The 14,497-nt window shown below is 64.9% G+C and carries 14 protein-coding genes and 1 pseudogene; 4 read left to right on the top strand and 11 right to left on the bottom strand.

The genetic code is table 11. The features are described 5' to 3' along the window. Window positions 1-13: 13 nt before the first annotated feature. The 8 genes and pseudogenes from DIE08_RS03625 to DIE08_RS03590 all read right to left on the bottom strand — a co-directional run bounded on the left by DIE08_RS03625 (window position 14) and on the right by DIE08_RS03590 (window position 7,390). Window positions 14-685, bottom strand: coding sequence for a DUF2278 family protein (locus DIE08_RS03625; protein ID WP_124901022.1), 672 nt, complete (start codon window positions 683-685; stop codon window positions 14-16). 290 nt (window positions 686-975) lie between these two features. After that, a complete protein-coding gene (locus DIE08_RS03620; RefSeq protein WP_124901021.1) occupies window positions 976-1,692 on the bottom strand; it encodes an ABC transporter ATP-binding protein in 717 nt (238 codons plus the stop codon). After that, window positions 1,692-2,468, bottom strand: coding sequence for an ABC transporter ATP-binding protein (locus DIE08_RS03615; RefSeq protein ID WP_011352945.1), 777 nt, complete (start codon window positions 2,466-2,468; stop codon window positions 1,692-1,694). Before DIE08_RS03615 ends, DIE08_RS03620 begins: the two co-directional genes overlap by 1 nt. 24 nt (window positions 2,469-2,492) lie before the next feature. Next, window positions 2,493-3,662, bottom strand: a complete 1,170-nt coding sequence (locus tag DIE08_RS03610; RefSeq protein ID WP_124901020.1) for an ABC transporter permease subunit — start codon at window positions 3,660-3,662, stop codon at window positions 2,493-2,495. Between the two features lie 19 nt (window positions 3,663-3,681). Continuing rightward, a complete protein-coding gene (locus DIE08_RS03605; RefSeq protein ID WP_059468282.1) occupies window positions 3,682-4,632 on the bottom strand; it encodes a branched-chain amino acid ABC transporter permease in 951 nt (316 codons plus the stop codon). 210 nt (window positions 4,633-4,842) lie between these two features. Continuing rightward, a pseudogene (locus DIE08_RS03600) lies at window positions 4,843-5,681 on the bottom strand (branched-chain amino acid ABC transporter). A 270-nt stretch (window positions 5,682-5,951) separates the two neighbouring features. After that, window positions 5,952-6,932: a 4-hydroxy-3-methylbut-2-enyl diphosphate reductase gene (gene ispH / locus DIE08_RS03595; RefSeq protein ID WP_059603948.1), complete on the bottom strand. Its 981-nt coding sequence runs from the start codon at window positions 6,930-6,932 to the stop codon at window positions 5,952-5,954. Window positions 6,933-6,934: 2 nt separating this feature from the next. Next, a complete protein-coding gene (locus DIE08_RS03590; RefSeq protein ID WP_059468284.1) occupies window positions 6,935-7,390 on the bottom strand; it encodes a peptidylprolyl isomerase in 456 nt (151 codons plus the stop codon). Window positions 7,391-7,525: 135 nt separating this feature from the next. On the opposite strand from DIE08_RS03590, the gene radC reads away from it, so the two are divergent. The 4 genes from radC (at window position 7,526) to nadB (ending at window position 10,729) form a co-directional block, all read left to right on the top strand. Beyond that, window positions 7,526-8,305: a RadC family protein gene (gene radC, locus DIE08_RS03580; RefSeq protein WP_124901019.1), complete on the top strand. Its 780-nt coding sequence runs from the start codon at window positions 7,526-7,528 to the stop codon at window positions 8,303-8,305. A gap of 238 nt (window positions 8,306-8,543) precedes the next feature. After that, on the top strand, window positions 8,544-8,777 hold the full coding sequence (gene rpmB / locus DIE08_RS03575; protein WP_004186391.1) for a 50S ribosomal protein L28: 234 nt from the start codon (window positions 8,544-8,546) through the stop codon (window positions 8,775-8,777). A gap of 17 nt (window positions 8,778-8,794) precedes the next feature. Continuing rightward, the gene (rpmG, locus tag DIE08_RS03570; protein WP_006478046.1) at window positions 8,795-8,962 is read left to right on the top strand and encodes a 50S ribosomal protein L33; all 168 of its coding nucleotides are present in this window, start codon (window positions 8,795-8,797) and stop codon (window positions 8,960-8,962) included. 180 nt (window positions 8,963-9,142) lie between these two features. Next, window positions 9,143-10,729: an L-aspartate oxidase gene (gene nadB / locus DIE08_RS03565; RefSeq protein ID WP_059603954.1), complete on the top strand. Its 1,587-nt coding sequence runs from the start codon at window positions 9,143-9,145 to the stop codon at window positions 10,727-10,729. A gap of 90 nt (window positions 10,730-10,819) precedes the next feature. Here the strand turns inward: nadB and nadC are convergent, their stop codons facing one another. The 3 genes from nadC to DIE08_RS03545 form a co-directional block, all read right to left on the bottom strand. Continuing rightward, a complete protein-coding gene (gene nadC, locus DIE08_RS03560) occupies window positions 10,820-11,701 on the bottom strand; it encodes a carboxylating nicotinate-nucleotide diphosphorylase (RefSeq protein ID WP_059603955.1) in 882 nt (293 codons plus the stop codon). Beyond that, complete coding sequence (gene nadA, locus DIE08_RS03555; RefSeq protein WP_059511738.1) at window positions 11,698-12,834, bottom strand: quinolinate synthase NadA; 1,137 nt, start codon at window positions 12,832-12,834, stop codon at window positions 11,698-11,700. Before nadA ends, nadC begins: the two co-directional genes overlap by 4 nt. Before the next feature lie 405 nt (window positions 12,835-13,239). After that, window positions 13,240-14,436 (bottom strand): acyl-CoA desaturase, encoded by a 1,197-nt coding sequence (locus DIE08_RS03545; RefSeq protein ID WP_059468287.1) that lies wholly within the window; start codon window positions 14,434-14,436, stop codon window positions 13,240-13,242. Between the last annotated feature and the right edge of the window lie 61 nt (window positions 14,437-14,497).

Raw genomic sequence — 14,497 nt, 5'->3', positions numbered from 1 at the left:
CCGGCAGCCCCCATCAGCGCGTGATCGGCCCCGCGTCCGGCAGCGGATTGCCGAGCGCGTCGGTCGGCACGGCCTGCTGCTCGAACGCCGCGAAATACGCGGCCCATTGCGTCTCGCTCACGCGCACGATCAGCGCGCCGTCCTGCCACACGTCGTTGTGATCGTTGTGGTCGTCGCCCGCGCGGTGCAGGTAGTTCGAGCCCGTCGAACCCTGGTTCATGTGCGTATCGTGGATGCCGTTGCCTTCCGAATACGTGCGGCCGAACACGACGACGGCGAGCCCCTGCGACTGCGCGGCGTTGACGAGCCGCAGCAGAGACGGGATCGGCTCCGCGTTCTCGGTGCCGTCCATCACAGCGCTCGCGCGCCATGCCCCGGTCTCGTTCAGGATGTCGCTGCGCAGATAGTCGAGCGCCGGCAGCGCGGTTTGCCCGGTGAGATCGTTGTAGCCTTCGGCCGCGGCCGCGAGCGTCGCCGTGACCGGATGATGGAAATCGTAGACGAGCTTGTAGTTCAGCAGGTCGTCCGAGTCGTTGGTGCCGACGTTGATCGCGACGTCCCAGTCGCCGGTCGGCAATGCGAGCGTCAGGTGGATGTGATACTGGATCTCGCCGCCGTGCGGCGAGCCCTTCAGCCGCGCCACCGACGTCACCTTCGCCTTCACGAAACCGTAGTCCAGACTCATGCGTGCTCTCCGTGTCCCGATGGATCGACCATGCTACGCAGCCCGCGTGTCGGTTTGCGGACGGCCGGTTGCGGACGGCCGGTTGCGGACGGCCGGTCGCGGACGGCCTGCTACCGAGTCGCGCACCGCATGGTCGGCGTCACCGCCGAATGAATGGAGTCGCCTCCGCACGCACAGTTCGTCGCCGGGCGCGCCGCACGAAAAAAAAGCTGTCACGGCATCCCGTGACAGCCTTTCGAAAGCCCTTGTGCGGCACGCCGGCATCCGCCGCCGCGCCGCACCGGGCCCGCTCATTCACCCAGATACGCGGCCCGCACCTTCGGATCGTCGAGCATCTGCTTCGCGTCGCCTTCCATCGTGACCATGCCCGAGTCCATCACATAACCGCGGTCGGCCGCCTGCAGCGCGAGGCGTGCGTTCTGCTCGACCAGCAGCACCGTGATGCCCTCCTTCGAGATCTCGCGAACCACTTCGAAGATCTTCTCGACCATGATCGGCGACAACCCCATCGACGGCTCGTCGAGCAGCAGCAGCTTCGGCTTGCTCAGGATCGCGCGCGACATCGCCAGCATCTGCTGCTCGCCGCCCGACAGCGTGCCCGCGAGCTGCGTCGCACGCTCCTTGAGACGCGGGAAGAAGCCGAACATCCGGTCGACGTCCTTCTTGATCTGCTCCTTGTCGTTGCGCAGGTACGCGCCCATCTGCATGTTCTCGATGATCGACATCCGCGCGAAGATCCCGCGGCCTTCCGGCACCATCGCGAGCCCGCGTTTGAGCAGTTCGTGCGACGGCACGCCCTTGATCGACTTGCCGTCGTACTCGATGTCACCCGCCGAATACGGCTTGAGACCCGTGATCGCCTTCATCGTCGTGGTCTTGCCGGCACCGTTCGCGCCAATCAGCGTCACGAGTTCGCCCTGGCGGACTTCCATGTCAACGCCCTTGACGGCCTGGATGCCGCCGTAGTTGACCTGCAAGCCCTTGATTTTCAACATTGCCGCTGCCATCAGTGCACCCCTGCGCCGAGATATGCCTCAATCACCTTCGGATTCTTCTGCACGTCCTGCGGCAGACCCTCGGCGATCACCTTGCCGTAATCGAGCACCGTCATCCGGTTGCACAGCCCCATCACGAGCTTCACGTCGTGCTCGATCAGGAGAATCGTGCGGCCGTCCGAGCGGATCTTGTCGAGCAGGCGCGTGAGTTCGACCTTCTCGGTCGCGTTCATCCCGGCCGCCGGCTCGTCGAGCGCGAGCAGCTTCGGGTCGGTCGCCAGCGCGCGGGCGATTTCCAGCCGGCGCTGGTGGCCGTACGACAGGTTGCGCGACGTGTAGTCCGCGTACTGCAGCACGCCCACGTATTCGAGCAGCTCGATCGCGCGCTCCTTGATCTCACGCTCTTCCTGGCGTTCCGCCGGCGTCTGGAACACCGCGCCGAGCAGCCCGTGCTTGGTCCGCACGTGGCGGCCCACCATCACGTTCTCGAGCGCGGTCATCCCGCCGAACAGTCGAATGTTCTGGAACGTACGCGCGATGCCCGTCTTCGCGACCTGGTGCACCGCGGTCGGCTTGTATTCCGTGCCGTCGAGCTTGAACTCGCCGGAGTCCGGCGTGTAAAGGCCGGTGATCACGTTGAAGAACGTCGTCTTGCCGGCGCCGTTAGGGCCGATCAGGCCGTAGATCTCGCCTTCCTTGATCTCGAGGCCGACGTCGGACAGTGCCTGCAAGCCGCCGAAGCGCTTGTTCACGCCTTTGACGGACAGTCGGATTTGCTTGTCGCTCATGTGTGATATCCCCTTGTCCGTTGGTTAAGCGCGCACCGGCTTCTTGCTGTTGCGCTTCGCCAGTTTCGCGATCTTGTCCTCATGCTTCGGCGCCGGCCACAGGCCTTCCGAGCGGTACAGCATGATGATGACCATCGCGAGGCCGTACAGCGCCTGACGGATCACTTCGGTATCGACGATGTCGTGACCGAAGATCGCATGCTGCAGCGGGCTCATCGTCGAGCGCAGGAATTCCGGGAAGATCGCGAGCAGCACCGCGCCCAGGATCACGCCCGGGATGTGGCCCATGCCGCCGAGCACCACGCAGGCGAGCACGACGATCGATTCCCAGAACGTGAACGACTCGGGCGACACGAAGCCCTGGAACGCGCCGAACATCGAGCCCGACAGGCCGCCGAACGACGCGCCCATCGCGAACGCGAGCAGCTTCACGTTACGGGTGTTGATGCCCATCGCCTTCGCCGCGATTTCGTCCTCGCGGATCGCGGCCCAAGCGCGGCCGATACGCGAGTGCTGCAGGCGCGTACACACCCAGATCACCAGCAGCGAGCACAGCACGAACAGGTAGTAGTACATGTACACCGACGGCAGCTGGAAGCCGAACAGCGAGTGCGTCTGCGACAGGTTGAAGCCGGCGACGTGCACCGGATCGATGCCCGTGATCCCCTTCGGGCCGTTGGTGATGTTCACCGGACGGTCGAGGTTGTTCATGAAGATCCGGACGATTTCACCGAAGCCGAGCGTGACGATCGCCAGGTAGTCGCCGCGCAGGCGCAGCGTCGGCGCGCCGAGCAGGATCCCGAAGGTCGCCGCCAGCGCCATCGCGATCGGCACGATGATCAGGAACGGGATGTGCAGGCCGTTCGGCGCGAGCGCCGCGATCCACTCGAACTGCGAGGTCAGGTGCGGCGAGCTCAGCAGTGCCGCCGTGTACGCGCCGACCGCGTAGAACGCGATGTAGCCGAGGTCGAGCAGGCCGGCGAAGCCGACCACCACGTTCAGCCCCAGCGCGAGCATCACGTACAGCATCGCGAAGTCGAGCACGCGGACCCAGTAATTGCCGCCTGCCGAGCCGATGATGATCGGCGCCGCGATCACGAAGGCCGCGGTCAGGATGCCGATGATGACGGTCTTGGCCGTGTTGCGTTCTTCGACGAGCGACGTCGAGGATTCGATCGGTTGAATGGATGTCATGTTGTTTGCTCCCCTTCCGTTACGCGCGGTCCGCGACACGTTCGCCCAGCAGGCCCGACGGACGGAACACCAGCACGATGATCAGCACGATGAATGCGAACACGTCCTGGTAGTTACTGCCGAATACGCCGCCCGTGAGGTTGCCGATGTAGCCCGCGCCGAGCTGCTCGATCAGGCCGAGCACCACGCCGCCGACCATCGCGCCGCCGAGGTTGCCGATCCCGCCGAGCACCGCCGCCGTGAACGCCTTCATGCCGGGGATGAAGCCCATGTAGAAGTGCACGTTGCCGTATTCGGACGCGATCATCACGCCGGCCAGCGCGGCGAGCGCGGAGCCGATCATGAACGTCGCCGAGATCACGAAGTTCGGGTTCACGCCCATCAGGCTTGCCGTGTTCGGGCTTTCGGCGATCGCACGCATCGCGCGGCCGAGCTTGGTCTTGTGCACGAGCAGCAGGAGACCTGCCATCACGATGAACGCCACCGCGATGATCACGATTTCAGTCACCGAGATCACGGCGCCGGGCGTCGTGTCGGTCGCCTTGATCACGTTGATCGGATCGGTCGGCAGCAATTGCGGGAACGGCAGCGGGTTGCGCGACCAGATGATCATCGCGGCCGTCTGCAGCAGGATCGACACGCCGATCGCGGTGATCAGCGGGGCGAGACGCGGCGCGCGGCGCAGCGGCCGGTACGCGACACGCTCGATCGTGTAGCCCACGCATGCGCAGACGACCGCGGCGATGCCAAGGCCGATCGTCAGCGTCGCGACGTTGCCGAGTCCGGGGAAGTGATTCTGCAGCACGGTGATCGCCGACAGGGCGACCATCGCGCCGATCATCAGCACGTCGCCGTGCGCGAAGTTGATGATGCCGAGAATGCCGTACACCATCGTGTAGCCCAACGCGATGATGGCGTAGACACTGCCGAGCACCAGCCCGTTGAGGATCTGCTGGATGAAAATATCCATTTAAAGCTCCTTGGCCCATGCTGCCGGAGGACGTTGCGCCCCGCGGGTAAGCGAGGAATCGCGCCTTCTCGGCGACACTGCGGGTACTAGTCGATACCGGTAAGGGTGGATCGTCCCGGCGCGCGCCGCCCGGCCTGTACGGCCGGACCTGCCGCCGGAGCGGATACAGAACGGCACCGCACTGTTTCGGTGCCATCATGAGTCCCGTCGCTAAATCGTCACGACATCGAGGACGGTGTACTTGGCCTCCTTGAAGTCGTAGGGCACGTGCCGCAACGGCCGGTGTCCGGTTTCCCGAACGCCATGCCTTTTTCCGTCCGGGCCGGGACGAACCCTGCATCCGGACAGATCAGGTTGCGCGCCGCGTCGCCCGCGGGCTCGACCACCTTGGCGACGCACATGCCGTTGTCGCCAAGGGTTTGCGCTCCGATGCCGGACGCCGTCGCCTGCGCTGCAAGCGGGCCGTCCGCCGCCGCCCCCGCGGCGCCCGCACCGGCATCGCGAAGGTGGCGCCCGACTCTCGTCAGGACTGTGTCGGAATCCGTGAAACGAAGCAGACCGCCCGCCGCGACGCGATGGGTCGCGGCGACACGCTGTTTCGTCGAATCGAAATGAAAGGGGACCCGTGACATCTGCACGTCGCCTGCGTTGCCCCGAAACCCGGGCGTCCGTCGTTCGACGCGCCCTGCCGTTGCCGCATCGCGGTCCGCGGCTCGTTGTCGGACAATCTGCAGGCCCGTCGCCCGGTCGATGGCGGCGGCGCCGGCGCGTGCTGCCCGCCGTACCGAATGCATGCCGATCTTCGAGCCCTGCGCGTTGATTTCCTCGATCGCCAAACGTGCCCCGTAGTCCTTGTCACTGTCCGATTGCGCAATGCGGCACACCAATGGCACCGCTCGACCGGTTCCGGCAGCGCGCACGTCGCTGGCTGCCAGTGCTGCGCGTGCCGCAGCGTCCCTGCTCGCCTCGTCGTCGCTCTTTTTGCTGCAGCCGGCAGTCATTGCAACCGGTGCGGCGACGGACATGGCGTAAGCCAACTTCACATGCATCGAGTAGGTCTCCCGCGCCTTGCCAAAACCCGATTTCAAAGCCATTCCGGCCTGAAAACGGGCGCATTGTAACTCCATTTATAGGACGCCAATAATCCTGATTCGATGGGGTTTTCCTGCATTGCAACCAATTTTGAGAGACGGTTCAGCGCGGCGATAGCAACCGGGTTGCACCATTGATGTGAATAATGGTTGCGATCTCGTTTTCGCAACGCAAAAAAAAGCGCGCCAAACGGCGCGCTTCGGGGTATCGCGGGTGCGATGCGGCAATCAGGCGGCAGGCGGCAGGTTCAGCCCGCGCGGCAGCGGAAACGACACGTTTTCCTCGATGCCTTCGAGTGCGCGGACGTTGCGCACACCCAACTCGCGCAGCCGCGCGATCACGGCCTGGGCGAGCACTTCCGGCGCCGATGCCCCGGCCGTCACGCCGATGCGGCGCTTGCCGGCGACCCATGCCGGATCGATCTGGTCCGGTGCGTCGACCATGTACGCGGCCACGCCACGCTTCTCGGCCACTTCACGCAGCCGGCTCGAATTCGAGCTGTTCGGGCTGCCGACGACGATCACGACGTCGCACTGCGGCGCCATGAACTTCACTGCATCCTGGCGGTTCTGCGTCGCGTAGCAGATGTCCTGTTTCTTCGGTTCGCGAATCTTCGGATACTTCGCCTTCAGCGCGCCGATGATCTCGGCGGCGTCGTCGACGGACAGCGTCGTCTGCGTGACGAGTGCGATGCGCTCGGGATCGGCGAGCTCGAGCTTCTGCACGTCCTCGACGCTTTCGACGAGATGCATGCCGCGCTCGACCTGCCCCATCGTGCCTTCGACTTCCGGGTGGCCCTTGTGGCCGATCATCACGATGTCGACACCGTCCTGGCGCATCTTCGCCACTTCGACGTGCACCTTCGTGACGAGCGGGCACGTTGCGTCGTAAATGCGCAACCCGCGCACGTCCGCCTCGTCGCGCACGGCCTTCGACACGCCGTGCGCGCTGAAGATCACGGTGTTGCCGGCCGGCACTTCCTCGAGTTCCTCGACGAAGATCGCGCCTTTCTTCTTCAGATCCTCGACCACGTACTTGTTGTGGACGATCTCGTGACGGACGTAGATCGGCGCACCGTGCATCGCGATCGCGCGCTCGACGATCTCGATCGCACGATCGACGCCCGCGCAGAAGCCACGCGGCTGGGCCAGCAGGATTTCGGCATCGGCGGCGACGGTCTGCCCGGACAGCGTATCGGTGGTGCTCATGATTACAGGATTCCGATGATTTTCACTTCGAACGTGAGCGCTTGGCCCGCGAGCGGATGATTGAAGTCGAACAGCGCCGAGGTTTCGCTGACTTCCTTCAGCACCCCTGCATAGCGGCCGCCGTCCGGCGCGTTGAACTCGATCAGGTCGCCCGGCGTGAAATCGTCGCCGACCATCCCGTTCTCCCGCAGCGTCGACAGCGTCACGCGCTGGAGCATGTCGGGATTGCGGGGACCGAACCCCTGCTCGGGCGTTAGCTGATAAGTCGAATGGTCGCCCACCCTGAGCCCGATCAGAATCTGTTCCAGCGAGGGCGCCAGTTGCCCCGCGCCGAGCAGCAGCGTGGCGGGCTTGTCGGAGAAGGTGTTGACGATGTCGGCGCCGTCGGCCAACGCAAGCCGGTAATGCAGCGTGACATGGGAACCGGGCTTCACTTCGGATAGGTCGATGATGCTCATGAATGACTCGTGTTCGTCGGCGCCCGAACTGGCCGAAAGGCCCGGCGCAAAGCCAATATTGTAAGTCACCTGAGCGCGCAAGGCTGAAAGTGCGACGACATCGCGCCCGCGCACGCCGCCAATGGAGTCTGGATCATGCCGTCACCCTGTCTCACCGCCCCGGCGACCGAATGTCGCGACATCGCCGATGCGCCTGTCGCTCCGGCCCGCCGCATCGACGCAGCCACGCCGTCGCGCACGCGCCGCACGCGAAACTGGAAACCCCATCTGCCGCGCGAGCGGTTGCTGGAACGCGGGCCGGCCGCGCTGACCGACGCGGAGCTGATCGCGCTGCTGCTCGGCACGGGCGGCGGCGGCCACGACGTGTTCGCCAGCGCCCGCGCGCTGCTCGCACGTTTCGGCGATTCGCTGCGCAACATGCTCGACGCGGAGCCCGGCGCGTTCGCCATGCACCCCGGCATCGGCCCCGCTCGCTCGGCGGTGCTGATCGCGGTGACCGAGATCGTTCAGCGCGCGCTCGCCGAGAAAGCCCGCGAGCGGATGCAGATCGGCTCGCCAGGCGCGGTCGAGGACTATCTGCGGCTCAGGATCGGCACGCGTCCGCACGAAGTATTCGTCACGCTGTACCTGGACGCCCGTCACGGCCTCATCGACGTGGAAGAGAGCGCACGCGGCTCGCTGACACGGATGGTCGTCTATCCGCGCGAGATCGTGCGGCGCGCGCTCATGCTGAATGCCGCCGCGCTGATCATCGCGCACAATCACCCGTCCGGCGCGGTGCAGCCCAGCGCGGAAGATCGCCGCCTGACGCGCATGCTGCACGAAGCGCTCATGCTCGTCGACGCGAAGCTGCTCGATCACGTCGTCGTCGGCACCGACGATACATTTTCGTTCGCACGCGCCGGTTGGCTGTAGACTGTGGCCCGGCGACCCGCCCCGGGGTCTCCGCAACGACGAAGCGAAATTGGGTTTGATTTTTCTGAACTTTTTCTGCTAGAATCGTCGTCTGTCTTTTTTCCAACCAGTTCTAGCCATCGAAGGGCCTTGTCTGTAAAGGCTTCGGCGTTCTGAGTGCAGCCATGGATCACGTGGCGGTACGATGGAACCTTCATCGGCGATCGAACCCCGAATTTAGCGTATTAGGAGTGCTCTCATGGCACGCGTATGCCAAGTAACTGGGAAAGCGCCGATGAGCGGCAACAACGTTTCCCACGCCAACAACAAGACGAAGCGCCGCTTCCTCCCGAACCTGCAAAACCGCCGGTTCTGGGTGGAGAGCGAAAACCGCTGGGTGCGCCTGCGCGTCTCGAACGCCGGCCTGCGCCTGATCGACAAGAACGGCATCGATTCCGTGCTCGCTGACCTGCGCGCACGCGGCGAAGCCTAAGCCCAAGGAGCACAATCATGGCAAAAGGCGCACGCGACAAGATCAAGCTGGAGTCGACCGCTGGTACGGGTCACTTCTACACGACCACGAAGAACAAGCGCAACATGCCGGAAAAGATGGCGATCAAGAAGTTCGATCCCGTCGTCCGCAAGCATGTGGAATACAAAGAAACCAAGATCAAGTAATCTCCGGTTTCTGCCAGCCTGACGGCGACCAAAAAGCCCCGCACATGCGGGGCTTTTTGTTTTGCGCGCACAGGTGGGGTTTTGCGCGCACGCGCGAGCCCGACGCGGTATGCTCTCCTCTTTCCCCGGCCACGGCCGACGGAACGCACAAGAGCTAAAGCGTAACGATGGAGATGCAGCATGAAATTCGACGTGGCGATCGTCGGCAGCGGCCTGGCAGGGCTGTCGGTCGCACTCAACCTGGCCAGCACGCGACGTGTCGCGCTGATCGCTAAACGTTCGATGATGGAGGGGGCAAGCGATCACGCGCAAGGCGGCATTGCGGCCGTCCTCGATTCGGCGGACAGCATCGAGAACCACGTCGACGACACGCTGGTCGCCGGCGGCGGGCTGTGCGACGAAGGCGCGACGCGCTACATCGTCGAGCACGGCCGCGAAGCGATCGAATGGCTGATTTCGCAGGGCGTGCCGTTCACGAAGGACGATGCGGCCGAACTCGGCTTCCATCTGACGCGCGAAGGCGGCCATAGTCACCGCCGAATCATCCACGCGGCCGACGCAACCGGCCATGCGGTGCTCGCGACGCTGTCCGACCGCGCGCGCCAGCATCCGAACATCACGTTCTTCGAAAACCACCATGCGATCGACCTGATCACGTCGGACCGGCTCGGGCTGCCCGGCCGCCGCTGTCACGGGCTGTATGCGCTCGACGTCGACAACGATCGCACGATCACGATCGAGGCGCCGCACACGGTACTCGCGACCGGCGGCGCCGGCAAGGTCTACCTGTACACGACGAACCCCGACACCGCGACCGGCGACGGCATCGCGATGGCGTGGCGCGCGGGCTGCCGCGTGTCGAACATGGAATTCATCCAGTTCCACCCGACCTGCCTGTTCCATCCGTACGCGAAATCGTTCCTGATTTCGGAAGCCGTGCGCGGCGAAGGCGGCCTGCTGAAACTGCCGGACGGCACGCGCTTCATGCCCGCGCACGATCCGCGCGCGGAACTCGCGCCGCGCGACATCGTCGCGCGCGCGATCGACTTCGAGATCAAGAAGCGCGGGATCGACTGCGTGTATCTCGACATCAGCCATCAGCCGGAAGCGTTCCTGCGCGAACACTTCCCGACGATCCACGCGCGCTGCCTTGAATTCGGCATCGACATCGCGAAGCAGCCGATTCCGGTCGTGCCGGCCGCGCACTACACGTGCGGCGGCGTCGTCACCGACCTCGCGGGACGCACCGATCTCGCGGGCCTGTATGCGGTCGGCGAGACGTCGTACACGGGGCTGCACGGCGCGAACCGGCTCGCGAGCAATTCGCTGCTCGAATGCCTCGTGATCGGCCGCGCGGCGGCCGAGGCAATCGAGGCGGCCGGCTTCGACGCCGAAACGCCGGGCACGCTGCCCGCATGGGACGAAAGCCGCGTGTCGGATGCGGACGAGGAAGTCGTCGTCGCGCACAACTGGGACGAACTGCGCCGGCTGATGTGGAACTACGTCGGCATCGTGCGCACCGACAAGCGTCTCGAGCGCGCGAAGCATCGTTTGTCGCTGCTGCGCGACGAGATCCACGAGTACTACGCAAACTTCCGCGTGACGCGCGACCTGCTCGAACTGCGCAATCTCGTCGACGTCGCGACACTGATCGTGAAGAGCGCGTACTCGCGCCGCGAAAGCCGCGGGCTGCACTACAGCCGCGACTGGCCGCACACGCTGCCGAAGGCGCTGCCGAGCGTGCTCACGCCCCGCTCGCGCCGCTGAGCGGCAGGCCCTTCCCGGCTTGAGGCCCACAAAAAAGCCGCTGGCGTTTGCGCGCCAGCGGCTTTTTTCGTCAGACTGACTATCGCGCGGTCAGTCGACGATCCGCATCGAATAGTCGGTCGCGCGCACGTCCTTCGTCAGCGCGCCGATCGAGATGCGGTCGACGCCCGTCTCCGCGAACGTGCGCACCGTATCGAAATTGACACCGCCCGACACTTCGAGCACGGCCTTGCCGGTCGCGACACGCACCGCTTCGCGCATCATGTCGAGCGTGAAGTTGTCGAGCAGCACCGATTGCGCGCCATGCGCGAGCGCCGTGTCGAGCTGCGCGAGCGTCTCGACCTCGACCTGCACCGGCACGCCTGAATCGAGGGCGAACGCCGCATCGAGCGCTTCGCCGACGCCGCCGGCTGCCGCAATGTGGTTTTCCTTGATCAGGATGCCGTCGTACAGCGCGAGACGCTGGTTCTCGCCGCCGCCGACCCGCACCGCGTACTTCTGCGCGAGCCGCAGGCCCGGCAGCGTCTTGCGCGTATCGAGAATCTTCGCGCGCGTGCCTTCGACGCGATCGACGTAACGACGCGTTGCGGTCGCGACGCCCGACAGCAGTTGCAGGAAGTTCAGGCCGTTGCGCTCGGCCGTCAACAGCGCGCGCGCCGGTCCTTCGAGTTCGCAGACCGTCGAATCCGGCGTCATCCGGTCGCCTTCGCGATACCGCCACTGCACGACGATCGACGGATCGATGCGCGAGATGACGGCCTCGAACCACGGCACGCCGCACAACACCGCTTCCTCACGCACGATGATGCGCGCACGGCGCCGCTCCCCGGCCGGCACGAGCCGCCCGGTCTGGTCACCGGTGCCGACGTCTTCGGCGATCGCATCGGCGACGTTGCGTGCGATCGCTTCGTCGAATGCCGCGCCGTATTGTGCGCGCACGGCTTCGAACAGTGGGGAAACTGCGCCGATCATGCAGCCCCCACGTTCGCGAACAGTTGCTGATCGCGCTGCAGATCGCCGCTCGCCTGCACGCGCTTCTTGTGCGCCGCTGCGAAATCGAGCATCCGGTCGATCGGCAGACGCGCGCGCGCGCCGATCGCGGGATCGACGAAGATCTCGTTGTGACCGCGCTCGAGCACGTCGGCGAGGTTCGCGAGGCCGTTCATCGCCATCCACGGGCAATGGGCGCAGCTCTTGCAGGTCGCGCTGTTGCCGGCCGTCGGCGCGGCAATGAAGGTCTTGCCGGGCGCCGCGAGCTGCATCTTGTGCAGGATGCCGAGGTCGGTCGCGACGATGAAGTGCGTCGCGTCGAACTTCACGGCTGCGTCGATCAGCTGCGTCGTCGAGCCGACGACGTCCGCCTGCGCGACGACGTTTTCCGGCGACTCGGGATGCACGAGCACCTTCGCGTCCGGATACTCGGCGCGCAGCAGGTCGAGCTCGATGCCCTTGAATTCGTCGTGGACGAGGCACGAACCCTGCCACAACAGCATGTCCGCGCCGGTTTTCTTCTGGATGTAGCTGCCGAGGTGGCGATCGGGTGCCCAGATGATCTTCTCGCCCCGTGCGTGCAGGTCAGCGACGATCTCGAGGCCGATCGACGACGTGACCATCCAGTCGGCGCGCGCCTTCACGGCGGCGCTGGTGTTTGCGTAGACGACGACGGTGCGATCGGGATGCGCATCGCAGAACGCGGAGAATTCGTCGACCGGGCAACCGAGATCGAGCGAGCAGGTCGCGTCGAGATCGGGCATCAGTACGCGTTTCCCGGGGCTCAGGATCTTGGCGGTTTCGCCCATGAAGCGCACGCCGGCGACGACGAGCGTCTGTGCGTCGTGGTCGCGGCCGAAGCGTGCCATTTCAAGCGAATCGGCGACGCAGCCGCCGGTTTCGTCGGCCAGTTCCTGCAGCTCGGCGTCCACGTAGTAGTGAGCGACGAGCACGGCCTTTTCACGTGCGAGCAGCGCCTTGATGCGCGCCTTCAGGGCGGCGCGTTCTTCGGCCGACGGTGCATCGGGCACCTTGGCCCACGCTTGCCCGACGCCACAGACGGTTCCTGCCGAGACCGGCCGGTCGTACTCGACGGATTTGATCGTCGATTGCATCTCCATATCTCCTGTCGGCCCGAGTTAGTGCTTCAGCACTTACTCGGGTCCCATGCTTCGCGGTCGGCCCGAGTCAGTCCTTCAGCACTTACTCGGGTCCCATGCTTCGCGGTCGGCCCGAGTCAGTCCTTCAGCACTTACTCGGGCCCCATGCTTCGCGGTCGGCCCGAGTCAGTCCTTCAGCACTTACTCGGGCCCCATGCTTCGCGGTCGGTCCGAGTCAGCGCTTCAGCGCGCACTCCAGCCCCATCCTCTACGCTATCACCCGGGGCACCACGTCGCCGCGCCCCAAAGCCTCACACGAATTCCGGCGCTTCCGGTCGCCCTTCGAAAACCAGCCGCCCAAATGAAAAAACCCCGCCAACGCGGGGTTTGTGACGTCCTGAGATTCTAATCGATTTCGAATCAGGCGTAGCGGCGCAGGCGCGTCGCGAATTCCTGCAGCGCCTTGATGCCGCTTTGTTCCGCGCGATGGCACCAATCCTGCAATTGCGCGAGCAGCTGTTCGCGCGAGGCGGTCGAACGATCCCAGATCGCGGCCAGATCCTGGCGCAGCTGGAAGTACGTATGCAGCTTCTGGCTGTTCGCGAAAATCTCCGGCAGCAGCTTCTTCTGCGGCTCGTCGAGGCCGTCGGCATCCTTGTGGAACCACTTGCGCGCGCCGCGCATCAGCTGGTACTTCTCGCTCGAACCGAGTTCCTTCAGGTGCGCGAGCTCCTGGCGGTACGCACGCTTCACGGCCTTGCCGTAGCGCGCCATCACTTCGTAGCGGTTCGACAGCACGGCCTGCAGCGTTTCCTGGTCGAGCACCGTCTTCGGCTTGTTCAGACGCGGGGTCGGGGCGACCTTCTTCACCTTCGCGAGACCGAATGCCGACATGATGCGGATGTACATCCAGCCGATATCGAACTCGTACCACTTGTTCGACAGCTTCGCCGACGTCGCGAACGTGTGGTGGTTGTTGTGCAGTTCTTCGCCGCCGATCACGATGCCCCACGGGAACAGGTTCGTGCTCGCGTCGGCCGAGTTGAAGTTGCGGTAGCCCCAGAAGTGGCCGAACCCGTTCACGACACCCGCGGCCCAGAACGGAATCCAGACCATCTGCACGGCCCACACGGTCAGGCCGAGCACGCCGAACAGCGCGACGTCGATCACCATCATCAGGCTCACGCCAAGGATCGGGTACTTCGAGTACAGATTGCGCTCGATCCAGTCATTCGGCGTGCCGTGGCTGAACTTGCGCATCGTTTCTTCGTTCTTCGCTTCCGCGCGATACAGCTCGGCGCCTTCGAGGAACACCTTCCAGATGCCGCGCGTCTGCGGGCTGTGCGGATCTTCCTCGGTTTCGCATTTCGCGTGGTGCTTGCGATGGATCGCGGCCCACTGGCCCGTCAGCATGCCCGTCGTCATCCACAGCCAGACACGGAAGAAGTGGCTCGCGATCGGGTGCAGCTCCAGCGCGCGGTGCGCCTGGCAGCGGTGCAGGTAGACCGTCACGCCGATGATCGTGACGTGCGTGACGGCGAGCGCGAACAGCGCGACCTGCCACCACGAAAAGCGCAGGAGCCCGTGGGAAAGAAAATCGAGCAGGGAATTCAACAAGGCAGTTACCTGTGGTGAGAGCGACGCCGACGCAGGCCGACGTCATAAAAATGAAAGCATA

Origin of the sequence: Burkholderia sp. Bp9004 (assembly GCF_003858025.1) — a bacterium.
GTDB classification, from domain to species: Bacteria; Pseudomonadota; Gammaproteobacteria; order Burkholderiales; family Burkholderiaceae; genus Burkholderia; species Burkholderia diffusa.
Note: the sequence above shows the minus strand (reverse complement) of the source record. Positions and strands in the feature narration are given on the sequence as shown.

Bases quoted from the DNA above. Each gene is read 5' to 3' on its own strand.
- DIE08_RS03605 (WP_059468282.1), bottom strand. From the start codon at position 4,632: ATGGATATTTTCATCCAGCAGATCCTCAACGGGCTGGTGCTCGGCAGT.
- rpmG (WP_006478046.1), top strand. From the start codon at position 8,795: ATGGCAAAAGGCGCACGCGACAAGATCAAGCTGGAGTCGACCGCTGGT.
- DIE08_RS03610 (WP_124901020.1), bottom strand. From the start codon at position 3,662: ATGACATCCATTCAACCGATCGAATCCTCGACGTCGCTCGTCGAAGAA.
- nadA (WP_059511738.1), bottom strand. From the start codon at position 12,834: ATGCAATCGACGATCAAATCCGTCGAGTACGACCGGCCGGTCTCGGCA.
- DIE08_RS03590 (WP_059468284.1), bottom strand. From the start codon at position 7,390: ATGAGCATCATCGACCTATCCGAAGTGAAGCCCGGTTCCCATGTCACG.
- DIE08_RS03615 (WP_011352945.1), bottom strand. From the start codon at position 2,468: ATGAGCGACAAGCAAATCCGACTGTCCGTCAAAGGCGTGAACAAGCGC.
- ispH (WP_059603948.1), bottom strand. From the start codon at position 6,932: ATGAGCACCACCGATACGCTGTCCGGGCAGACCGTCGCCGCCGATGCC.
- DIE08_RS03620 (WP_124901021.1), bottom strand. From the start codon at position 1,692: ATGGCAGCGGCAATGTTGAAAATCAAGGGCTTGCAGGTCAACTACGGC.
- nadC (WP_059603955.1), bottom strand. From the start codon at position 11,701: ATGATCGGCGCAGTTTCCCCACTGTTCGAAGCCGTGCGCGCACAATAC.
- DIE08_RS03625 (WP_124901022.1), bottom strand. From the start codon at position 685: ATGAGTCTGGACTACGGTTTCGTGAAGGCGAAGGTGACGTCGGTGGCG.
- nadB (WP_059603954.1), top strand. From the start codon at position 9,143: ATGAAATTCGACGTGGCGATCGTCGGCAGCGGCCTGGCAGGGCTGTCG.
- radC (WP_124901019.1), top strand. From the start codon at position 7,526: ATGCCGTCACCCTGTCTCACCGCCCCGGCGACCGAATGTCGCGACATC.
- rpmB (WP_004186391.1), top strand. From the start codon at position 8,544: ATGGCACGCGTATGCCAAGTAACTGGGAAAGCGCCGATGAGCGGCAAC.